This is a genomic window from Bacteroides uniformis (assembly GCF_025147485.1).
Lineage (GTDB): Bacteria > Bacteroidota > Bacteroidia > Bacteroidales > Bacteroidaceae > Bacteroides > Bacteroides uniformis.
Genome location: NZ_CP102263.1, coordinates 3,604,100 through 3,624,551 on the forward strand (window position 1 = coordinate 3,604,100; position 20,452 = coordinate 3,624,551).

Consider the following 20,452-nt stretch of genomic DNA (forward strand, 5'->3'; position numbering starts at 1 on the left):
AACACATCAGTGCTATATATGCAAACCAAAGGGAGCATTCTTTCATATTCCTCAGTGCAGGTGAATTGTCCAGATTCATTGACAAGGAATAAGCTAAACGCTTCCTAAACTATGTCTGTCCCTCTTGGGACAATGCAAATATAGGAACTATTTAGCAAAAATGCTACTTCGTGAACTGCTCTTTTTCTATTTTCAATTCAAATTTACCTATTCTTATGGGGAAATCAAACTTTGATACTTTAATCTTTTATATGCTGACATCGTAAAATAAGTAAATCTTTCAACATCTGTTAGTCCTCTCGTATTATATCTAAATGCAAATTCATCACAGTATTTATCCAAATGCTTTGGACTTACTTTATGATATATTCCTAATATTCCACGTTTCAAGTGTGACCAAAATCCTTCAATACTATTGGTATGGAATCCGTCTTTTACATATTCACCAGTACTATGTTCAACTACTTTATGAATATAATTTTTCGATATTCCAGTATAACCTTTCCATCCATCTGTTATAACGGTAGAACCTTCCTTGACTAAAGTATTGATTATCGTTTTCAAAACCTTTCCACCGGTATTTGGAACAACGGCTGTATAGGCCATTCCATTAGATAATAGACCTACTACGGGAGTCTTTACTTTAAGGCTTCTTCCTTGTGCATTCTTTACTCTACCTTTATTCTTACCACCGACATAGGTTTCATCAACTTGTGTCATATCATTAAATTGAACTACAAGCTTGTCTTTCAAATTATGTCTTATCCGTTCCAACATAAACCAAGCTGTTTTCTGTGTTACATCTATATCCTTAGATAATTGTATGCTACTTATTCCTTTCTTATGGGCTAAGAATATATACAATGCATAGAACCATTTCTTTAATGACACATGACTACCTTCAAACATTGTACCAATAGTAACCGTAAATCTTTTCTTACATCGTTTACATTTATATAGTCCTTTAAATTCTCCATTAGACTTTAACTTATAATGCTCTTTCGTTTGACAATTACAGTGTGGGCAAATCGGTTCTCCACGCCATTTAATATCTTCAAGAAATTCTCTGCATGATTTTTCATCATAAAAGGATTTCATCAAATCAATAAATGACTTTACTTCTCGCATTTGTTTATTCTTCTTTATTATTTCTACAATATTGATTATTTCTGTTTCCAATTGACATGTTATTTTTATTATATAAATATAATAAAAAATCCTAACATATAAAACATAAGTGATTAAAAATTAGATACTTAAATAAACAATTGGATATAATTATCATATACATATATCCTGTAATTATTGCTCATTTATAATCATTAACCAAGTGCTTCCAGTACGATACTTGGAACACTTGGTTTTTACTACCATGAAAACTACTTTGGCGAATTATACCCAAATCCAATCTCAAGTGTTATCTACTTAGGATTCTTTAACAAAATTCTTTGATTCACTTGAAAACACGGTTAAAAACAGAACTTGACTGCCGTAAACAATCAAGTTCTTAATGCAAATTTACCAATCTCCCTTAATCAATTCGATTAAGGACTTAATCAGCCAAATGCGGTATAATATTTGGTAGATTTTTACTGTAAAACATAAAACGCTGTGAAGCGTTCTAATCAATTCTTTTAATTTTTTCATAATTATAATCTCTCCATTTGAGGAGATTACAGTATTTATTTACCGCTTTTTACCAAATTTGGCTGATTTACATAAAGGAGCATTATTTAACCTTTATAAATCGGTTTTCTGATACTGAAAACCGATTTTTTTATCGAATTTCGACTATTATCTATGATATTAGAAACAAAGTTTAACAGAACTAACGTTTTGATTCACTTGAAAACGGGCATAAAAAATAGGGAAACCTAAAAGATTTCCCCATTGAAATAAGATATAAATAGATAGAATTAAAATTAGTACATTAAAGTATATAATTGGGTAAAGAGATATTCTTGGCATAGCGTGCAGCAAGAGCGGCGGTTCCGGCCAGCAGACCGGACTTTATAAGTATGGCCGGCAACACGGCTGCTGCAGGCATGGCAAAAAGCAGATGATTGATGACCGGAGACAAGAGAGCCGTCAGCAGACCTACCTTGAAACCATATTTATAAGCAGCTATCAGTGTAAAGAAATAGATGGGAAGCAACGTCGGACCGCCTGCTGGGACCAGATGGCAGAGTTGCGGCAAGGCGATGTTTCCTGCCACGAACAGCAGGGCGAATAGATAGGTCTTTACGTTGCCGAAAGGCAAAGAATAAAGTTTTGCAGATGTTTCCATTTGTATAATATTATGCATTAGTTGATAAATCTATTTTTATTATGACTGTTTAAAACTGAAAAGGTTTAATCAAATCTTCACCAATTCATATTCCATGGTTCCCAATCCTATTTTCTCGGCATGGCGCAATCCGGCAAGCCAGTCCGTGTCGGGGTGCATCAAGTGGAACTTGTCGCATCCACACAAGTCGTCGTGCTCGTGTGCCGTGGCAAGGCAATTGTTACCGTGCAGTATCGGGGCTTGGATGACCATATCTGCACATGCCTTGTCCAGTGCAACCGGGTCTGCCGAAGCCAGAATGCCGAGGTCGGGCACGATGGCGGCATCGTTGTGGTTCCAGCAGTCGCATTCGGGAGATACGTTCATGATGAAGCTGATGTGGAAATGGGGCTTGCCCATAACGACAGCGAGGGCATATTCCGCAATCTTGTAGTTCAGGCGCTCGGAGGTATCTTCGGCTCCCATCACGGCACCGTCGTGCTGGCAGAGGGCTACGCACTGTCCGCAACCTACGCATTTGGTGTAGTCTATTTCTGCCTTGCGGCTGGTATTGAGGTGCACAGCGTCGTGTGCGCAGTGCTTCACGCAGATGTTGCAGCCTATGCAGCTTTCTACGTCAATCTTGGGTTGCGAGGCGCAGTGCAGTTCCAGCTTTCCGCCTACACTGGCACATCCCATGCCCAGATTCTTCAAAGCACCGCCGAAGCCGGCTTGTTCGTGTCCCTTGAAGTGGTTCATACTGATTACAATATCGGCGTCGGCTATCGCTGTACCGATTTTGGGTGCCGGACAATATTCTCCGTTCAGAGGGATTTCGCGGTAGTCCGTTCCCTTCAGTCCGTCGCCGATGATGACCTGGCACTGGGCCGAAATGGGGTTGAACCCATTCTCCATCGCGCTTTGCAAGTGGTCTACGGCATTGGCGCGACGACCGGAATACAGTGTGTTGCAGTCCGTCAGGAAAGGTTTGGCTCCCAGGCTGCGGAGCAGGGTTGCCATTCGAGCTGCATAATTGGGACGCAAGTATGCCAGATTGCCGGGTTCGCCGAAATGGATTTTGATGGCAGCAAAGCTATCCTTCAAAGGGAGTTGCTCGATGCCTGCCCGTTTCAGCAAGCGTTCCATTTTATCCAAAAGATTGGATGTAGGGGAAGTACGCAAGTCAGAGTAGTATACTTTTGCTTTTTCCATGTGTTTTACCTGTTTATAGTGATAGTATCTGCAAAAATAACGGATTATTTCCATATTAATAGGTATATGGCTAAAAAAAGTAGGGAAATCCCTTTTGACAAATAGGGGGATAATAAGAGGTCTATCCATGTTTCTGCCTACCTTTGTGGCAACTAAAAACTCGATAAGATGAAAACAATCAGACTAATTATTGCGGGACTGGTAATGACGATGGGATTCAGCAGTTGTTCCAGCTTGTTTTATGATGCTAAGGTAGATGTGTTGAACAGTATCCAGAAGGGGATGAGCAGGCAGGAGGTCACCAAGATATTGGGAACTCCAGAGTATCGCCGCTTCGACCGGGATATAGAAGAATGGGAATATTCCAGAGTGCTGTCCGGTAAAAGTAATATCAGCCGAACTCAGATTGTCGTGACTTTTGAAGGTGGGAGAGTCGTTGCAATGGACTCATTCTCCGGAGAGCCACGTACGTTGCCGGTTGTTCCCAGTGAAGTAGTGATAGATTCTCCAGCTCCGGTTTATGTCAGGGGGATGCACCCCGAAGACTTCCGGCATTTTTATGAAAAAGTGAAGTCCCGCCCTTTCAAGGATGATCAAATCGAAATGATGAGAACTGTTGCCCGAAACAACAGTCTGAACTGTGTGCAATGTGCCAGTTTGATGGCACTATATACTTTTGATGACGACAAGATGAAAGTCCTCAACATATTCGCTCCCAATATCGTAGATCCGGAAAACTACGAAGCGATTTTAGACGTCATTGATTCACTGTTCAAGAAAGACGATGCCAAGAAAATTCTGGGCATACGCTATTAAGAAGCAGGCATGTCGAAACGCATTGTCCGTTGGTGCCAAACACATGATGTATCGGAGGCTGACAGATAATGCGTTTAAGGTAAACAGATAATGCGTTTCGACGAGCTCTTATTCCGATAAAGGAAAGTGCCATAACGGACCGTTCCCGTGCCCTATATTCATGTCTTTCCCCCGGTTTATCGCAGTACCGATATACTCTTTAGCCTTGCAGACCGCTTCATCGAGTTTGTTGCCACCGGCAAGAAATGTAGCTATGGCAGAGGAAAGGGTACACCCTGTGCCGTGCAGGTTACGGCTCTCTATTTTGGGGTTGGAATAGAGGATGCATCCGGATGGCAGGACGTCAGCCCCGGCAGAAGGTTGCCGGCAATAAAGCACGTCGCACATGTCATTACCCTCCAGATGTCCGCCTTTGACGAGAATAGCAGTGTTGTATCTGCAGGATAATTCCTGTGCCGCTTGTCGCATCTCCACAGTACCGGTAATGGTTTGCCCCCAAAGCAGGCTTGCTTCATTCAGGTTGGGAGTAATGAGGGTGCATAGCGGAAACAGTTCCGTCTTAATGACTTGTATGGTTTCTTCGGTCATCAGCCGCCGTCCGCTGGTCGATATCATGACGGGGTCATAGACTATACACTCCGGAGTATATGTCTGAAGACAATCGACAATGGCGGTCACAATACCGGCATCATATACCATACCTATCTTGACGGCATCCGGCCTTAAATCATCCATAACAGAGGCGATTTGTGCCTTAACCATATCCGCAGGTATCGGATAAACCGATTGTACTCCCAGTGTATTCTGTGCAGTAACAGCCGTGATGACGGAAGCGGCATAACCTCCCAAAGCGGAAATGGTCTTTATGTCTGCTTGTATGCCTGCACCGCCCGAACAGTCGGAACCGGCAATGGAAAGGATAATAGGGGGAAGCATGAAATAATTAAAAATTAGAAATTAAAAATTAAAGGGGTGAGAGGAAAGCTGTTTCAGGTGGAGGAAGTGGGGGATGAAAGCTTCCTTCGCTTGCTGCCAGACATCTCCCAGCAGTACGGCACCTCCGAAACCTAAAGCGGCTATTTCCGGAAGATGTTCCAAACTGATGCCACCCAATGCCATGACGTTGGAATCGATGATACCTGCTTGCTGTGCTTTCTTCAAGGTATCGCAGGAGTAAGCGGAAGAGTAGCCTTCTTTGGATATACTGTCATAAATGGGACTGAGGAACACATAGCTACAATCTGATTTATGTTTCAACACTTCTTCAAGAGAGTGGCAGGAACAACTGATGTGTCCCTTATATCCGAACGGTATCTGCGGATTGCGCCCGTTCAGATGAATTCCTTTCAGACCGAAAACGGATGCCAGCTGGAATTGCTCATGCGTGACAATGCGCGGCATATATTCCATCGGCAACTGCCGCAGGAAATACTCCATCTCTTCTGCCGAAGCTCCCGGCTTGCGCAGATGGAGTATTTCCAAACCGTTTTGGAATAAGGAGGTAACTGCCGCTGCTTCTCCTTCAAAGAATTGCGGCGTGGTAATGACTATCAGTTTCATATCTTTATGGATGTTTGTCTATAATGAGAGAATATACGACTGCATGGTTCTTAAATCAATCGTCCATAGCTTTCCTGCCAAGGGTTCACCGTAGCCGCAAATCAGTTTCAACACTTCATTGGCTTCTACGCTACCCACAATGGCAGGGGTTACGCCGATAACCGATTTGTCCGGAGATGGCATGAGCAGTGTCCCTTCTTCATCCGGATAGAGGTCACGATAGTTTTTTGCACCCTCACCGTAGCAGAAGACGGACACTTGGCCTTCAAAGCCTTGAATGGCACCATAAACGTAGGGCTTGCCCCAAGCGTTGCATACGTCATTCAGCAAGTAGCGGGTAGCGAAGTTATCGCATCCGTCTACCACTATATCGTAGTTCCTTATCAGTTCTCCGGCATTCTTCTTGTCCAGACGGAAGGGGTATACTTCCACGTTTACATCGCTGTTCAAACCCTGCACTCTACGGGCGCCACATAGAGGTTTAGGCTGTCCAAGGTCAGCTTCAGCATACAGAACCTGACGTTGAAGATTACTGATGCTGACCTGGTCATCGTCCACCAATCCCAGCGTTCCGACTCCTGCTCCCGCCAGATAGAGGGCAATGGGAGAACCCAATCCTCCCACACCGACTATCAACACCTTGGCATTACGCAGTTTCTCTTGTCCGGCTTCGCCTATTTCGGGAAGGGACGTTTGTCTGGCATATCGGTTCATTTGTTCATTGTTATTAAGGTTCTGTATTCGGTCACTCATCTCTTGAAAGCCTTCAAATCAAAACTCGCATCCCAATCTTTCCACACCGGTTCGCGCCCCAGGCGTTTCAACGCTTTGTCCACTTCCACAGCCTTGCGCTCGTCGCTGACATGAAACTGTTCCAGCGTTTGCGGATAGCTGTAATATCCTCCCGGCTCGGTCTTGCTTTCGGCGCTCATGGTTGTCACACCAAGTGTTGCCATATGGTCGCGTATATCGGCAGGCTCGCGGGTGGAGTAGGAGATGTCCACATCATGGTCAAAGATACGCATGGCAAAAGTGACTTGTGCCAGTTCGCAGTCGCTCATGATGACATTGGGCTGGAAGCCGCCATTCTCCGAAGGACGCATACGGGGGAAGTTGACGCTGTATTTCGTCTGCCAATAATGTTTCTGGAGATAGCGCAGGTGATAAGCCATCATGGTGATGTCTGTCCGCCATTCTTTCTCCAGACCGATGAGCACTCCCATGCCGATGGAATGGACGCCTGCCTGCCCCATACGGTCAAAACCGTTGACACGCCATTCAAACTTGGACTTCATGCCGCGGGGGTGGTAGATGTTGTAATTCGCTTTGTGATAGGTTTCCTGGAAACAAATCACACCGTTCATGCCGTGCTCTTTCAGCTCTGCATACTCTTCCGTTTTTAAGGGCATCACTTCTATTTTCAGATTGCTGAAGTAGGGTTTTGCCAGGTCCAGTGCGCGGGCTATGTAGGGCACGCCTGCTTTGGCCGGATTTTCTCCCGTCACCAACAGCAAATTCTCGAAAGGTGCCAGCTTCTTGATGGCCTTGTACTCGTTCACGATTTCTTCTTCCGTCAGTATGGTACGCGGCATGGGGTTGCTGATGTGGAAACCGCAATACACGCAAGAGTTGGTGCAGGAATTCGTGATGTAAAGAGGCACGAACATGGAGATGGTCTTCCCGAATCGTGCCTCGGTGTATTTCTTGCTCAATCGTGCCATCGTCTCCAGATAGGGGGCAGCGGCGGGTGAGATGAGGGCCATGAAGTCCTCTACATTACAATGTTCTTTGGAGAGGGCACGGCGTACATCCGCATCTGTCTTGGCATGGATGCGTGCCGTGGTTTCCTCCCAGGATATATGTTCTAATTCGTCTGAAAACATAGTGTTCTATCAATTCCCATTTATTTCTTTTTTAATTCTCTCGACAACCGCATTGCACAGAAGTTCGGTCCGCACATCGTGCAATACTCCCCATCCACATGCTTCCCTGCATGAAAATAGCTGAACGCACGTTCCGGGTCGAGCGACAAGTCAAACTGGTCTTTCCAGCGGAATTCATAACGTGCTTTGCTCAGTGCATTGTCACGCACTTGTGCTCCGGGATGCCCTTTTGCCAGGTCGGCGGCATGGGCGGCTATCTTATAGGTGATGACACCTACACGCACATCCTCCTTATCGGGCAGTGCCAGATGCTCTTTGGGAGTGACATAGCAGAGCATCGCCGTACCCAGCCAGCCTATCTGCGCTGCACCGATGGCGGACGTGATATGGTCGTATCCCGGTGCGATGTCCGTCACGATGGGGCCGAGCGTATAGAAAGGCGCATCGTGGCATTTTTCTATCTGGCGCTCCATATTCTCCTTAATCTTGTGCATGGGCACGTGGCCGGGACCTTCGATGAAAGCCTGCACATTCTTGTCCCAGGCACGCAGCACAAGCTCGCCCATCGTGTCGAGTTCTGCAAACTGCGCTTCATCGTTGGCATCGTGCGTAGACCCCGGACGCAGCCCGTCTCCCAAAGAGATGGCAACGTCATACTGTGCCAGAATGTCGCAAATGTCATCAAAGTGTTCGTAAAGGAAACTTTCGCGGTCGTGCACCAGGCACCATTTGCTCATGATGCTGCCGCCACGGCTCACGATGCCGCACAACCTTTTCTCGGCCAGATGCACATTGTGGCGGCGTATGCCGGCATGGATGGTGAAGTAGTCCACTCCCTGCTCGCATTGTTCAATCAAGGTGTCGCGGTAGATTTCCCAGGTGAGGTCTTCCACCTTGCCGTTCACTTTCTCCAATGCCTGGTAGATGGGGACAGTGCCCACGGGAACGGGACAGTTGCGGATAATCCATTCGCGCGTTTCGTGTATGTTCTCGCCCGTGGAGAGGTCCATCAGCGTGTCGCCGCCCCATTTGCAGCTCCACAATGCTTTCTCTACCTCTTCTTCGATGCCCGAGGTGGTGGCGGAGTTTCCGATATTGGTATTTATCTTCACCAGGAAGTTACGGCCTATAATCATCGGCTCTGCTTCGGGATGGTTGATGTTGGCAGGAAGCAGGGCGCGTCCGGCAGCAATCTCCTGGCGTACAAATTCCGGTGTGATGTGCGTCTCTATTCCCAGCTCCGCGCAGTTCATGTTCTCGCGAATCGCCACATACTCCATTTCAGGCGTGATGATACCTTGTTTGGCATAGTACATCTGTGTGCAGCATTTTCCTTGAAGGGCGCGGTAGGGCAGGGTGATATGCTCAAAGCGCAGAGAGTCGAGCGACTGGTCGTCGCGGCGCATGCGTCCGTACTCCGACGTTATTTCGGAAAGCTGCTCCACATCGCCGCGTTTCAGTATCCACGGCTCGCGCAGACGGGGCAGCCCTTTCTTCAAATCCACTTCGACGGCAGGGTCGCTGAACGGTCCGCTGGTATCATACACATACACTTCCGGATTCGGAGTAAGTACCTTTTCTCCATCAATGAAGTTCGTACTGGGCACTTGCTCCACCTTGCGCATAGCTACGCGCAATTCGGGAAACAAGGTGCCCGGCAAATATACTTTCTCGGAACGGGGGAATTTTATCTTCTGGTTCATTTTTCTTTAGGTTTTGTTATGTAGAGATTTACGATTAGACAATTTACGATTGGAGTTTGTATTGTTAAACAACCTCTCTCAACCGGTAGGTTTATGATTGCATGAGTAACTTCAATCGTAAATCGTAAATTGTCTAATCGTAAATCTCCCTGTTTTGTCATTTTTCATTCAAGAAAGCCGTCAGCGGTGAGCTGGCTTCCGCAACAAAATTATCTGCCTGTATGCCCAGACCTGCTTCGTATGCCATGCGTCCCGCCTCTACAGCCTGCTTGAACGCTACCGCCATGGTCACGGGGTCGCCCGCCACTGCAATGGCTGTATTCACCAGGCAAGCCGAAGCGCCCATTTCCATAGCCTCTGCCGCATGGCTCGGGGCACCGATACCGGCATCCACCACTACGGGGATATTGGCTTGTTCAATGATTATTCTCAGGAAATCCCTTGTCTGTAGTCCTTTGTTTGTACCGATAGGAGCACCCAGCGGCATGACGGTGGCGGCACCGGCTTCTTCCAGCCTCTTGCACAGTGTGGGGTCGGCCTGGCAATAGGGCAGTACCACAAATCCTAACTTGACCAGTTCTTCCGTGGCTTTCAGCGTCTCTACAGAATCGGGCAACAGATAGCGGGGGTCGGGGTGTATCTCCAGTTTCAGCCAGTTCGTGCCGAAAGCTTCACGCGCCATCTGTGCAGCAAAAACAGCTTCTTCGGCATTGCGCACGCCGGAGGTGTTGGGCAGAAGCTGGATACCGGGATGCTGTATGTGTACCAGCATATTGTCTTCCTTGTTGTCCAGTTCAATGCGTTTCATGGCTACCGTCACCATTTCTGTGCCGGATGCCAGGATAGACTGCTCCATCACTTCATCGGAATTGAACTTTCCGGTTCCTAAAAACAGACGGGAGTTGAACTCACGTTCCGCAATCACTAATTTTTCCATATCAGTCGTCATATATTAATTCTTTATTTTTCATTCTCCATTAAAGAAATGATTCTTTTCATTTCATCTGCCGGACTATCGGCATGCAGTACCGTGCCCGAAAGGGCAATCCCGCTTACCCCCGTCTGCATAACGGCTGGAATATCCGCTATGGTTATTCCACCGATGGCTACTATCGGAAGGTGTATATCCTTCTCCTGCATCCGGTGGATGATAGCTGTATATCCTTCCAGTCCCAATATCGGACTCAGATTCTTCTTGGTAGTGGTGTAGCGGAAGGGGCCGCAGCCTATGTAGTCGGCACCGGCTTTGTAGTGTTGCAGTACATCCTCAAAAGTATTGGCGGTACCGCCTATAATGTACTCCGCGCCCAGAATCCGGCGTGCGTCGGCTATGGGCATGTCTTTCTTTCCAAGATGTACGCCGTCGGCATGCAGTTTTCGCGCCAGTTCCACATGGTCGTCAATGATGAAGGTGGCACCGTATTGCCGGCAAAGGGCCTGCACTTCCAAAGCTACGGGTTCTATCGTTTCCACCGGGGTGTCTTTCATGCGCAGTTGCACCCAGCGGCAACCGCCCTCAAGAGCCATGCGTGCAGCATCCAGATACGAATATCGTTCCGTATAGTGCGTGATGAACTGCATTCCTCCGTTTTTCAGTCTCTCGTCCTTCATCTTCCTCACCCTCCGCAAGCTGCTTTGATAATGATGATGGGCATGTATTCCCTCAGGATGCATTTTGTCCATTCCGTGCGAAGTACAATACGGTTGTCTACGGCCACGGCAATGCCTTGCATCGGTAGGGCAAGTTCCTCGATAAGTTGTGAAAGGGTAGTGGCGCCGGTTTTCACTTCCTTGTTGTTGACCAATACTTTCATTTTTCTGTTCATTAAGAAATAAAACAATGGAAGTAAATACAAAGAAGCGTCTTTACGGCAAGTTCAGTGAAGAAAGAAATATCCAATTCCTACGGCAGTACTAACTGCATCAGGTTCGAGGGTATAATCTCAGCCCGTCGGGGCACCCCTTTGTCTTTACGGCAACAAAGGTAAGGGAAAATCGGAAATAAAAAACAAAAGAACGTACTTTTTATTTCAGTGATTACTTTTTGTTTACTTGCGCCCCTTTGTGGCACGTATCTTTTTCAGCGTATTCCGAACAGTGGTTCTGACTCCAGTTGAATAAAAATCAAGCTCTGTATTTTCTAGTATCAGTTGCAATTCCTGTAGCAGTTCCGGCTCCTTCCTGCAAAGCAGATAGGCTATTCTGATGGAAAGGGCTTGCACTCCTATGCTTTCTTGCGGAGATAGCATGTGGTCCAGGCAGTAATTCAGCAAATCGACGGAGATTGGAGTAGGGATGGGAATATTATACAGTATAGATAATAAGAGACGTTTGGAACCGTCGTGCGTGCAGTCTATCAGCCGTTGAATGATTTCATCGTACAGTAGGATGAACCAGTCGGGATGGATTTCGCTCAATTTCTCGCATACCCATATTGCTCGCCATGACACCGTCTGTTTTTCATCGTATGTCAATCGGTATATATCTTCAAAATACTCGGGGCAGAGGCATACCTCTTGTACCAGAGAGTCTATCGATAACTTATGAATAGGTACTGCCAAGGTATTTCTGAACTCCGTAATCTTTTCCATATATCCCATTTTGTTGTGAGTGGCAAATATAAAGGAAATGGCCTACTAAAACAAGAAAGGCTGTCTATTTGAAGAAAGACAGCCTTGAAAATATTCTATTTAAGGAATTATGCAATCCCGTGAGCCGTAGCTTCCGGTGCAATCTTCTTGATAAGACCTTGCAGCACTGCACCAGGACCGCACTCTGTGAAGTCCGTAGCACCATCGGCAACCATGTTCTTCACTGTTTGCGTCCAACGTACCGATGCTGTCAGCTGAGCCACCAGGTTCTTCTTGATTTCTACCGGGTCAGTATGAGGCATAGCGTCTACATTCTGATATACGGGGCACTTCGGAGCATGGATTTCTGTTGCATTGATGGCTGCTTCCAGTTCAACTTTGGCAGGGTTCATCAGCGGAGAGTGGAACGCACCGCCTACCTTCAACGGCAGAGCACGCTTTGCACCTGCAGCCTTCATCAGTTCGCAAGCCTTGTTGATACCTTCTATGGAACCGGAAATTACAATCTGTCCCGGGCAGTTATAGTTGGCTGCCACGCAAACTTCACCTTCAGCACTTACTTGAGCGCAGATTTCCTCAACCTTTTCATCCGGCAGGGCAATAATGGCTGCCATAGTGGAGGGCTGTGCCTCGCAAGCCTTTTGCATAGCCATGGCACGGGCATACACCAGTTTCAGACCATCTTCAAAGCTCAGTGCACCGGCAGCAACCAAGGCAGAGAACTCGCCCAATGAGTGACCGGCGGTCATCTCCGGCTTAAAGTCATCGCCCATGCAGAGGGCGGAAATAACGGAATGAAGGAACACGGCAGGTTGGGTAACTTTAGTCTGGCGCAGGTCTTCATCTGTTCCGTTGAACATAATATCAGTAATACGATACCCGAGGATATCATTTGCTTTCTCAAAAAGTTCCTTGGCTAATGCCGAATTTTCGTACAGGTCCTTTCCCATGCCAACGAATTGGGCACCTTGACCCGGAAATACAAATGCTTTCATATTTACTCGTTTTTTAGTGTTTAAATAAAAAGTGCTGCAAAGGTAGAGGTTTTTCTGATATTCACCGCACAAACGGATGTTTTTTGTGCAATGCCCTTACTTTAAGGAGGGAAGCTAAAATACAATATGTATGCTTGGGCCTTCTGTGGTATCCGGAGGCTGAAATACTTATAAATGAAACACTTTCTCCTTATTGTACTTCCTACAATTAGACCTCTTGTATATTCTTGTAAATTACATATTGTATTCCATACGATAACAACTGAAAATGATATTGTATAAAGTAAGATATGTATTCAGTTGAAAAATAATGCTTTATAATATTATAAAAATATTCTTTTCCTTTATTGCAAATTAGAAAAACCTATTTATATTTGCAGCGCTTAACGAGATATATTATGCAAAACATAGAACAAAAAACGCCGTTGGCAAACAATCATATCTCTGTGGACTGTGTAGTGATTGGTTTTGACGGAGAACAGCTAAAGGTTCTGCTGATTAAGCGTGCAGGAGAGGAAGAAGGAGAAATCTTTCATGATATGAAGCTTCCCGGAAGTTTGATTTACATGGATGAGGATTTGGATGAAGCTGCCAAACGGGTGTTGAATGAATTGACGGGGCTGAAGAACGTCAATCTGATGCAATTCAAGGCATTCGGCTCAAAAAACCGTACGAAGGACCCCAGAGATGTACATTGGCTGGAACGTGCCATGCAGTCCAAGGTAGAGCGTATTGTCACCATAGCCTATCTTTCCCTGGTGAAGATAGACCGCGCATTGAACCGTGATTTGGACAATTATCAAGCTAGTTGGGTAGCCATGCCGGATATAAAGGCTCTGGCATTCGACCACAACCTGATTATCAAGGAGGCCATTACCTATGTCCGTCAGTACGTCGAGTTCAACCCGTCTTCACTGTTCGACTTGTTGCCGCGTAAGTTCACCGCATCCCAGCTTCGCACTTTGTACGAACTGGTGTATGACAAGCAGTACGACGTACGCAATTTCCATAAAAAAATTGCCTTGATGGAGTATGTCGTCCCCCTGGAAGAAAAACAGCAGGGCGTGGCCCACCGGGCGGCACGCTACTACCGTTTCGACAAAAAGATATACAATAAAATCCGACGGTAGCCGGATTGTAAATTCTTCATATCACTTTCATTTTAATATTGATAGAAATGTATTTATTAGGTTATGACATCGGCAGCTCGTCTGTAAAAGCGAGTCTGGTAAATGCGGAAAGCGGCAAGTGTGTATCGTCTGCCTTCTTCCCCAAGACTGAAGCGGAAATTATCGCAGTGAAGCCCGGCTGGGCAGAGCAAGACCCCGGAAACTGGTGGGAAAACTTGAAACTGGCCACACAAGCGGTATTGGCAGAATCCGGAGTAAACGCAGAAGACATCAAGGCGATCGGTATCTCTTATCAGATGCATGGCTTGGTATGTGTAGATAAAAACCAGCAGGTGTTGCGTCCTGCCATTATCTGGTGCGACTCCAGAGCCGTGCCCTACGGACAAAAGGCTTTCGAAACATTGGGAGAGGAGACTTGCCTTTCACATCTGCTGAATTCTCCGGGCAACTTCACGGCCTCCAAACTGGCTTGGATTAAGGAGAATGAGCCTTCCGTTTACGAAAAGATTCATAAGATAATGCTGCCGGGCGACTATATCGCCATGAAGTTGAGCGGTACCATCTGTACCACGGTGTCCGGTTTGTCCGAAGGGATGTTCTGGGATTTCAAGAACAACCGGGTTGCCGACTTTCTGATGGACTATTATGGATTCGACTCCTCTCTGATTGCCGACATCAAACCGACTTTCTCCGAGCAGGGACGTGTCAATGCTGCTGCAGCCGCAGAGCTGGGTCTGAAAGAAGGTACGCCTATCACTTACCGTGCCGGCGACCAGCCCAACAATGCCCTTTCCCTGAATGTATTCAATCCGGGTGAAATAGCTTCCACCGCCGGAACGTCCGGCGTGGTATACGGCGTGAACGGTGAGGTGAACTACGACCCCAAGTCACGTGTCAACACCTTTGCACACGTCAACCATGCTGCCGGGCAAACCCGTCTGGGTGTTCTGCTGTGCATCAATGGTACGGGCATTCTCAATTCATGGGTAAAACGCACCGTTGCTCCCGAAGGCATCTCCTACAGCGATATGAATCTGCTGGCGGCGCAAGCTCCCATCGGCAGTGCCGGTATCAGTATCCTGCCCTTTGGAAACGGTGCGGAGCGTATGCTGGAGAACAAGGAAATAGGCTGCTCCATTCATGGCATCAACTTCAACCAGCACGGCAAACAGCATATCATCCGTGCAGCGCAGGAAGGTATCGTTTTTTCCTTTAAATATGGAATCGACATCATGGAACAAATGGGCATTCCCGTGCAGAAAATTCATGCAGGCAAGGCTAATATGTTCCTCAGCCCGCTGTTCCGCGAGACATTGGCCGGTGTGACGGGAGCTGTCATCGAACTGTATGATACCGACGGCTCTGTAGGTGCCGCCAAAGGCGCCGGAATCGGTGTGGGCATATACAAGGACAACAACGAAGCATTTGCCACGCTTGAGAAGCTCGAGGTGATAGAGCCGAAAGTGGCAGACCGCCAGGCTTATGCCGACGCATATGCGCGCTGGAAACACTGGGTAATGTGCTAATGTGCACATTAAAACGTTAGCACGTTAAAACAATAAATTAATAATTAACCCCGTGATGAATGTGTCTGTCATTGGCACATTCTCACATTAAAACATTAAATTCTTATGGCAACAAAAGAGTATTTTCCCGGAATAGGAAAGATTAAATTCGAAGGTAAAGAGAGCAAGAACCCGATGGCATTCCGTTATTACGATGCCGATAAAGTAATCATGGGTAAGAAAATGAGCGAATGGCTGAAGTTCGCCATGGCATGGTGGCACACTCTTTGCGCAGAAGGTGGTGACCAATTCGGTGGCGGAACAAAGAAATTCCCCTGGAACGGTGAGGCTGACAAGGTTCAGGCTGCCAAGAACAAAATGGACGCCGGCTTTGAATTCATGCAGAAAATGGGTATCGAATACTACTGCTTCCACGATGTAGACCTCTGCGAAGAAGCCGAGACCATTGAAGAATACGAAGCCAACTTGAAGGAAATCGTAGCGTATGCCAAGCAGAAACAAGCAGAAACCGGCATCAAACTGTTGTGGGGTACTGCCAACGTATTCGGCCATGCCCGCTACATGAATGGTGCAGCCACCAATCCCGATTTCGATGTTGTGGCACGTGCCGCCATCCAAATCAAAAACGCCATCGACGCTACTATCGAACTGGGAGGCTCAAACTATGTATTCTGGGGCGGTCGCGAAGGCTACATGTCATTGCTGAATACAGACCAGAAGCGTGAGAAAGAGCACCTCGCACAGATGTTGACCATCGCCCGCGACTATGCACGTGCCCGCGGCTTCAAAGGTACCTTCTTGATTGAACCGAAACCGATGGAACCTACAAAACACCAGTATGATGTAGACACCGAAACCGTTATCGGCTTCTTGAAGGCTCACAATCTGGACAAAGATTTCAAGGTGAACATCGAAGTGAACCACGCTACTTTGGCGGGCCACACCTTCGAGCACGAACTCGCAGTAGCCGTAGACAACGGTATGCTCGGCTCCATCGACGCCAACCGTGGTGACTACCAGAACGGCTGGGATACAGACCAGTTCCCCATTGACAACTTCGAACTGACCCAGGCAATGATGCAAATCATCCGTAACGGAGGCTTTGGCAATGGCGGTACAAACTTCGATGCCAAGACCCGTCGCAACTCCACCGACCTGGAAGACATTTTCATTGCCCACATCGCCGGTATGGACGTGATGGCACGTGCACTGGAAAGTGCAGCCAAACTGCTTGAAGAGTCTCCTTACAAGAAGATGCTGGCCGACCGCTATGCTTCCTTCGACAGTGGTAAAGGCAAGGAATTTGAAGATGGCAAACTGACGCTGGAGGATTTGGTAGCTTACGCAAAAGCCAACGGTGAGCCGAAACAGACCAGCGGCAAGCAGGAATTGTATGAGGCAATCGTGAATATGTACTGCTAATAATGATCAATGTTTAGTGATTAGTGGTTAATAAGTTGCGCATGAGGTGTTTCAATATTAATCATTAATCGCTAATCATTAATCGCTAATCATTAACCATTAATCATTAATATCATGAATTATACAGAAAAAGGCAGTAAACTCTACCTCTTCTCTATTGTGCTGGTAGCCGTCATCGGGGGCTTGCTTTTCGGCTACGATACAGCAGTCATATCCGGTGCCGATAAAGGGCTTCAGGCATTTTTTATGGGTGCCTCCGATTTTGTCTACACAGATACGATTCACGGCATTACCTCTTCCAGTGCACTTATCGGATGTATCATCGGTAGTGCTCTTTCGGGATTCTTCGCATCCAATCTGGGACGTAAGAATTCTCTTTTCATAGCCGGCGTCTTGTTCTTTCTGTCGGCATTGGGCTCCTACTACCCGGAATTCCTTTTCTTCGACTATGGTGTTCCTTCCTATTCCTTGCTCGTGGCATTCAATTTCTACCGTGTATTGGGAGGAATCGGCGTAGGTTTGGCATCGGCCATCTGCCCGATGTATATTGCGGAAATTGCGCCGAGCAACATTCGCGGGACTCTGGTATCATGGAATCAGTTTGCCATTATCTTCGGCCAGTTGGTGGTTTACTTCGTGAATTTCCTTATTCTGGGCGAGAATTCAAATCCGGTGATAAAGGCCATTGAAGGAGTCAACCAGATTCTGAATCCCGAAGCGGCAGCATGGACCACAGAGATAGGATGGCGTCTGATGTTTGTCAGTGAGGCTGTTCCTGCAGGAGTCTTTGCGTTGCTCGTACTGTTTGTTCCCGAAACGCCACGCTATCTTGCCATGAGTGGCAAGGATGATAAGGCACTCCAGGTGTTAAGCCGTATCAACGGCTTGGCTCAGGCAAAGGTTATTCTGTCTCAAATCAAAGCCACGGCAGAGGAAAAGACGGAAAAGCTTTTCACTTATGGCTGGATGGTTATCTTTATCGGTATCATGCTGAGTGTATTCCAGCAAGCGGTAGGTATCAACGCCGTACTCTATTTCGCACCGCGTATCTTCGAAACGATGGGAATGGGCAACCCGATGGTTCAAACCGTCATCATGGGTATCATCAATATTCTGTTCACGTTGCTGGCTGTCTTTACAGTCGAGAAATGGGGACGTAAACCGCTGCTCATCTCGGGGTCTATCGGCATGGCGATAGGTGCTTTCGGAGTAGCTCTTTGCAACGTTGTGGCAGGGCTTCCTCCCATGTTGGCTGTTGTCAGCATCATGGTCTACAGTGCTTCGTTCATGTTCAGCTGGGGCCCCATCTGCTGGGTACTGATTGCTGAAATCTTCCCGAATACCATCCGTGGCGCTGCAGTAGCCATTGCCGTAGCCTTCCAATGGATATTCAATTTCATTGTATCTTCCACCTTCGTACCTATGTACAATATGAGTTTGGGAGATATGGGAGACAAGTTCGGGCACATGTTTGCTTATGGCTTATACGGAATCATCTGTGTGGTGGCTGCTCTGTTTGTCTGGAAGCTTGTTCCCGAAACGAAAGGCAAGACACTGGAAGACATGACCAAGCTGTGGAAGAATAGAAGAAACAATAGATAAGACCGTCATTGAAACTGTCCATATAAAACGGGAAAGAGGAGGCCTGATGAATGCCTCCTCTTTTTGTTATCAATTCCGTATCTTTTCCCTTATCCGTTCAAGATGGGAAAGAAAAATCTTCGGAGGGGAAGATAACATGTAAGGATAAACCGTACCTTTGCACTGTTTTTAATCAGGAATAGCAAGAAAGTTATGGATTCAATGAAAATCAATAAGGTGCAGATACGCAATCTGCAGATTGAAGATTATGACCAGTTGGCACAATCGTTTACGCGCGTTTATTCAGACGGAAGCGATGTGTTCTGGACGCACAAACAAATAGAAAAACTGATACGCATCTTCCCCGAGGGGCAGATTGTGACGGTGGTTGACGAGAAAATCGTGGGCTGTGCGCTTTCCATCATAGTGAACTACGATGATGTGAAGAACGACCACACTTACGCCCAGGTTACGGGCAAGGAGACTTTCAACACCCACAATCCGAAAGGCAACATACTTTATGGCATCGAAGTCTTTATCCATCCCCAATACCGTGGCCTGCGTCTGGCACGCCGTATGTATGAATACCGCAAGGAACTTTGCGAGACATTGAACCTGAAGGCAATCATGTTTGGCGGACGTATCCCCAACTACTACAAATATGCCGATCAAATCCGCCCCAAGGAGTACATAGATAAGGTGAAGCAAAAGGAAATCTTCGACCCGGTGCTGACCTTTCAGCTCTCTAACGACTTCCACGTGCGCAAGGTGATGCGCAACTACCTTCCCAATGATGAGGAGTCCAAGCACTACGCCTGCCTGCTGCAATGGGACAATATCTACTATCAGGCTCCCACACAAGACTATGTAAACCCCAAAACCACTGTCCGCGTAGGCTTGGTACAATGGCAGATGCGTACCTACAAGACACTGGATGACCTTTTTGAGCAAGTGGAATTTTTTGTGGATGCCGTGAGCGACTACAAGAGTGACTTTGTCCTTTTTCCCGAATACTTCAACGCACCGTTGATGGCAAAATTCAACAACGAGGGCGAGTCGCAGGCTATCCGCGGGCTGGCGGCCTATACCGAGGAAATCAAGGAGCGTTTCGTCAAGCTCGCCATCAGCTATAACATCAACATTATTACGGGCAGTATGCCGCTTATCAAGGAAGACGGGCTGCTATACAACGTAGGATTCCTCTGCCGACGTGACGGAAGTTATGAAATGTACGAAAAGATACATGTCACTCCCGACGAGATAAAGTCCTGGGGACTGAGCGGAGGCAAGTCCATCCAAACTTTCGATACGGACTGTGCTAAGATAGGCGTGCTGATATGCTACGATGTAGAGTTCCCCGAACTGAGCCGCATCATGGCGGACCAAGGCATGCAGATACTCTTTGTTCCTTTCCTTACCGATACGCAGAATGCTTACAGCCGCGTAAAGGTGTGCGCCCATGCTCGTGCCATCGAAAACGAGTGCTTTGTAGTGATAGCCGGCAGTGTAGGCAATCTTCCCCGCGTGCACAACATGGACATCCAGTATGCCCAGTCCGGTGTGTTCACTCCCTGCGACTTCGCTTTCCCCACAGACGGCAAGCGTGCGGAAGCCACTCCGAATACCGAAATGATTCTTGTGTCGGATGTGGATCTGGACTTGCTGAATGAACTGCATACCTACGGCAGTGTACGCAACCTGAAAGACCGGAGAGGCGATTTGTACGAGGTGAAGATGAAAAGATGACTTTCCCGAATGCCACACTCG

Annotated in this window: 18 protein-coding genes, 1 pseudogene and 1 riboswitch; of the genes and pseudogenes, 6 read left to right on the plus strand and 13 right to left on the minus strand. The window is 47.1% G+C overall.

The annotated features are described in order from the left end of the window. Nucleotides 1-213: 213 nt before the first annotated feature. The 3 genes and pseudogenes from NQ510_RS14550 to NQ510_RS14560 form a co-directional block, all read right to left on the minus strand. A complete protein-coding gene (locus NQ510_RS14550; RefSeq protein WP_005825559.1) occupies nucleotides 214-1,179 on the minus strand; it encodes an IS1595-like element ISBun2 family transposase in 966 nt (321 codons plus the stop codon). 769 nt (nucleotides 1,180-1,948) lie between these two features. Continuing rightward, nucleotides 1,949-2,287 (minus strand): annotated as a pseudogene (locus NQ510_RS14555) (ECF transporter S component); the annotation flags it as partial. Between the two features lie 69 nt (nucleotides 2,288-2,356). Beyond that, nucleotides 2,357-3,478 (minus strand): DUF362 domain-containing protein, encoded by a 1,122-nt coding sequence (locus NQ510_RS14560; protein ID WP_005837094.1) that lies wholly within the window; start codon nucleotides 3,476-3,478, stop codon nucleotides 2,357-2,359. 168 nt (nucleotides 3,479-3,646) lie between these two features. Here NQ510_RS14560 and NQ510_RS14565 point away from each other — a divergent pair, with 168 nt between their 5' ends. Then, on the plus strand, nucleotides 3,647-4,294 hold the full coding sequence (locus NQ510_RS14565; protein WP_005825555.1) for a DUF4476 domain-containing protein: 648 nt from the start codon (nucleotides 3,647-3,649) through the stop codon (nucleotides 4,292-4,294). Between the two features lie 108 nt (nucleotides 4,295-4,402). On the opposite strand, the gene thiD is transcribed toward NQ510_RS14565, so the two are convergent. From thiD to fabD, 10 genes are all read right to left on the minus strand, one after another. Further along, the gene (gene thiD, locus NQ510_RS14570; RefSeq protein WP_005825553.1) at nucleotides 4,403-5,230 is read right to left on the minus strand and encodes a bifunctional hydroxymethylpyrimidine kinase/phosphomethylpyrimidine kinase; all 828 of its coding nucleotides are present in this window, start codon (nucleotides 5,228-5,230) and stop codon (nucleotides 4,403-4,405) included. A 21-nt stretch (nucleotides 5,231-5,251) separates the two neighbouring features. Then, nucleotides 5,252-5,854: a thiamine phosphate synthase gene (locus NQ510_RS14575; protein ID WP_005825551.1), complete on the minus strand. Its 603-nt coding sequence runs from the start codon at nucleotides 5,852-5,854 to the stop codon at nucleotides 5,252-5,254. Nucleotides 5,855-5,872: 18 nt separating this feature from the next. Then, nucleotides 5,873-6,568, minus strand: a complete 696-nt coding sequence (locus tag NQ510_RS14580) for a HesA/MoeB/ThiF family protein (RefSeq protein ID WP_005837100.1) — start codon at nucleotides 6,566-6,568, stop codon at nucleotides 5,873-5,875. A 35-nt stretch (nucleotides 6,569-6,603) separates the two neighbouring features. Further along, nucleotides 6,604-7,737 carry a 2-iminoacetate synthase ThiH gene (thiH, locus tag NQ510_RS14585; RefSeq protein ID WP_005825548.1) on the minus strand — a complete coding sequence of 378 codons (1,134 nt, stop codon included), beginning with the start codon at nucleotides 7,735-7,737 and terminating at the stop codon, nucleotides 6,604-6,606. A gap of 20 nt (nucleotides 7,738-7,757) precedes the next feature. Next, complete coding sequence (gene thiC, locus NQ510_RS14590; RefSeq protein WP_005825547.1) at nucleotides 7,758-9,440, minus strand: phosphomethylpyrimidine synthase ThiC; 1,683 nt, start codon at nucleotides 9,438-9,440, stop codon at nucleotides 7,758-7,760. Nucleotides 9,441-9,597: 157 nt separating this feature from the next. After that, the gene (locus NQ510_RS14595; protein ID WP_009038437.1) at nucleotides 9,598-10,377 is read right to left on the minus strand and encodes a thiazole synthase; all 780 of its coding nucleotides are present in this window, start codon (nucleotides 10,375-10,377) and stop codon (nucleotides 9,598-9,600) included. Between the two features lie 23 nt (nucleotides 10,378-10,400). Beyond that, nucleotides 10,401-11,051, minus strand: a complete 651-nt coding sequence (locus tag NQ510_RS14600; protein WP_009038436.1) for a thiamine phosphate synthase — start codon at nucleotides 11,049-11,051, stop codon at nucleotides 10,401-10,403. Nucleotides 11,052-11,056: 5 nt separating this feature from the next. Then, a complete protein-coding gene (thiS, locus tag NQ510_RS14605) occupies nucleotides 11,057-11,254 on the minus strand; it encodes a sulfur carrier protein ThiS (RefSeq protein WP_005837106.1) in 198 nt (65 codons plus the stop codon). 69 nt (nucleotides 11,255-11,323) lie between these two features. After that, a riboswitch (TPP riboswitch) is annotated at nucleotides 11,324-11,414 on the minus strand. A 74-nt stretch (nucleotides 11,415-11,488) separates the two neighbouring features. Beyond that, a complete protein-coding gene (locus NQ510_RS14610; protein WP_016273742.1) occupies nucleotides 11,489-12,031 on the minus strand; it encodes a hypothetical protein in 543 nt (180 codons plus the stop codon). A 107-nt stretch (nucleotides 12,032-12,138) separates the two neighbouring features. Next, a complete protein-coding gene (gene fabD / locus NQ510_RS14615; RefSeq protein WP_005825542.1) occupies nucleotides 12,139-13,026 on the minus strand; it encodes an ACP S-malonyltransferase in 888 nt (295 codons plus the stop codon). A gap of 398 nt (nucleotides 13,027-13,424) precedes the next feature. Here fabD and NQ510_RS14620 point away from each other — a divergent pair, with 398 nt between their 5' ends. The 5 genes from NQ510_RS14620 to NQ510_RS14640 all read left to right on the plus strand — a co-directional run bounded on the left by NQ510_RS14620 (nucleotide 13,425) and on the right by NQ510_RS14640 (nucleotide 20,431). Continuing rightward, nucleotides 13,425-14,156 (plus strand): NUDIX hydrolase, encoded by a 732-nt coding sequence (locus NQ510_RS14620; RefSeq protein ID WP_005825541.1) that lies wholly within the window; start codon nucleotides 13,425-13,427, stop codon nucleotides 14,154-14,156. A gap of 47 nt (nucleotides 14,157-14,203) precedes the next feature. Beyond that, the gene (locus NQ510_RS14625; RefSeq protein WP_005825540.1) at nucleotides 14,204-15,682 is read left to right on the plus strand and encodes a xylulokinase; all 1,479 of its coding nucleotides are present in this window, start codon (nucleotides 14,204-14,206) and stop codon (nucleotides 15,680-15,682) included. A 105-nt stretch (nucleotides 15,683-15,787) separates the two neighbouring features. After that, nucleotides 15,788-17,104: a xylose isomerase gene (gene xylA, locus NQ510_RS14630; protein ID WP_005825539.1), complete on the plus strand. Its 1,317-nt coding sequence runs from the start codon at nucleotides 15,788-15,790 to the stop codon at nucleotides 17,102-17,104. A gap of 114 nt (nucleotides 17,105-17,218) precedes the next feature. Then, nucleotides 17,219-18,706, plus strand: coding sequence for a D-xylose transporter XylE (gene xylE, locus NQ510_RS14635; RefSeq protein ID WP_005825537.1), 1,488 nt, complete (start codon nucleotides 17,219-17,221; stop codon nucleotides 18,704-18,706). Between the two features lie 192 nt (nucleotides 18,707-18,898). Next, nucleotides 18,899-20,431 carry a carbon-nitrogen hydrolase family protein gene (locus NQ510_RS14640; protein WP_005825535.1) on the plus strand — a complete coding sequence of 511 codons (1,533 nt, stop codon included), beginning with the start codon at nucleotides 18,899-18,901 and terminating at the stop codon, nucleotides 20,429-20,431. The last annotated feature ends 21 nt before the right edge of the window (nucleotides 20,432-20,452 follow it).

What these genes read in the sequence shown, in the direction of transcription:
- NQ510_RS14610 (WP_016273742.1), bottom strand. Translation starts at nt 12,031, where the DNA reads ATGGAAAAGATTACGGAGTTCAGAAATACCTTGGCAGTACCTATTCAT.
- NQ510_RS14580 (WP_005837100.1), bottom strand. Translation starts at nt 6,568, where the DNA reads ATGAACCGATATGCCAGACAAACGTCCCTTCCCGAAATAGGCGAAGCC.
- NQ510_RS14640 (WP_005825535.1), top strand. Translation starts at nt 18,899, where the DNA reads ATGGATTCAATGAAAATCAATAAGGTGCAGATACGCAATCTGCAGATT.
- NQ510_RS14600 (WP_009038436.1), bottom strand. Translation starts at nt 11,051, where the DNA reads ATGAAGGACGAGAGACTGAAAAACGGAGGAATGCAGTTCATCACGCAC.
- thiH (WP_005825548.1), bottom strand. Translation starts at nt 7,737, where the DNA reads ATGTTTTCAGACGAATTAGAACATATATCCTGGGAGGAAACCACGGCA.
- thiD (WP_005825553.1), bottom strand. Translation starts at nt 5,230, where the DNA reads ATGCTTCCCCCTATTATCCTTTCCATTGCCGGTTCCGACTGTTCGGGC.
- NQ510_RS14625 (WP_005825540.1), top strand. Translation starts at nt 14,204, where the DNA reads ATGTATTTATTAGGTTATGACATCGGCAGCTCGTCTGTAAAAGCGAGT.
- xylA (WP_005825539.1), top strand. Translation starts at nt 15,788, where the DNA reads ATGGCAACAAAAGAGTATTTTCCCGGAATAGGAAAGATTAAATTCGAA.
- fabD (WP_005825542.1), bottom strand. Translation starts at nt 13,026, where the DNA reads ATGAAAGCATTTGTATTTCCGGGTCAAGGTGCCCAATTCGTTGGCATG.
- thiS (WP_005837106.1), bottom strand. Translation starts at nt 11,254, where the DNA reads ATGAAAGTATTGGTCAACAACAAGGAAGTGAAAACCGGCGCCACTACC.
- thiC (WP_005825547.1), bottom strand. Translation starts at nt 9,440, where the DNA reads ATGAACCAGAAGATAAAATTCCCCCGTTCCGAGAAAGTATATTTGCCG.
- NQ510_RS14595 (WP_009038437.1), bottom strand. Translation starts at nt 10,377, where the DNA reads ATGGAAAAATTAGTGATTGCGGAACGTGAGTTCAACTCCCGTCTGTTT.
- NQ510_RS14560 (WP_005837094.1), bottom strand. Translation starts at nt 3,478, where the DNA reads ATGGAAAAAGCAAAAGTATACTACTCTGACTTGCGTACTTCCCCTACA.
- NQ510_RS14565 (WP_005825555.1), top strand. Translation starts at nt 3,647, where the DNA reads ATGAAAACAATCAGACTAATTATTGCGGGACTGGTAATGACGATGGGA.
- NQ510_RS14620 (WP_005825541.1), top strand. Translation starts at nt 13,425, where the DNA reads ATGCAAAACATAGAACAAAAAACGCCGTTGGCAAACAATCATATCTCT.
- NQ510_RS14575 (WP_005825551.1), bottom strand. Translation starts at nt 5,854, where the DNA reads ATGAAACTGATAGTCATTACCACGCCGCAATTCTTTGAAGGAGAAGCA.
- xylE (WP_005825537.1), top strand. Translation starts at nt 17,219, where the DNA reads ATGAATTATACAGAAAAAGGCAGTAAACTCTACCTCTTCTCTATTGTG.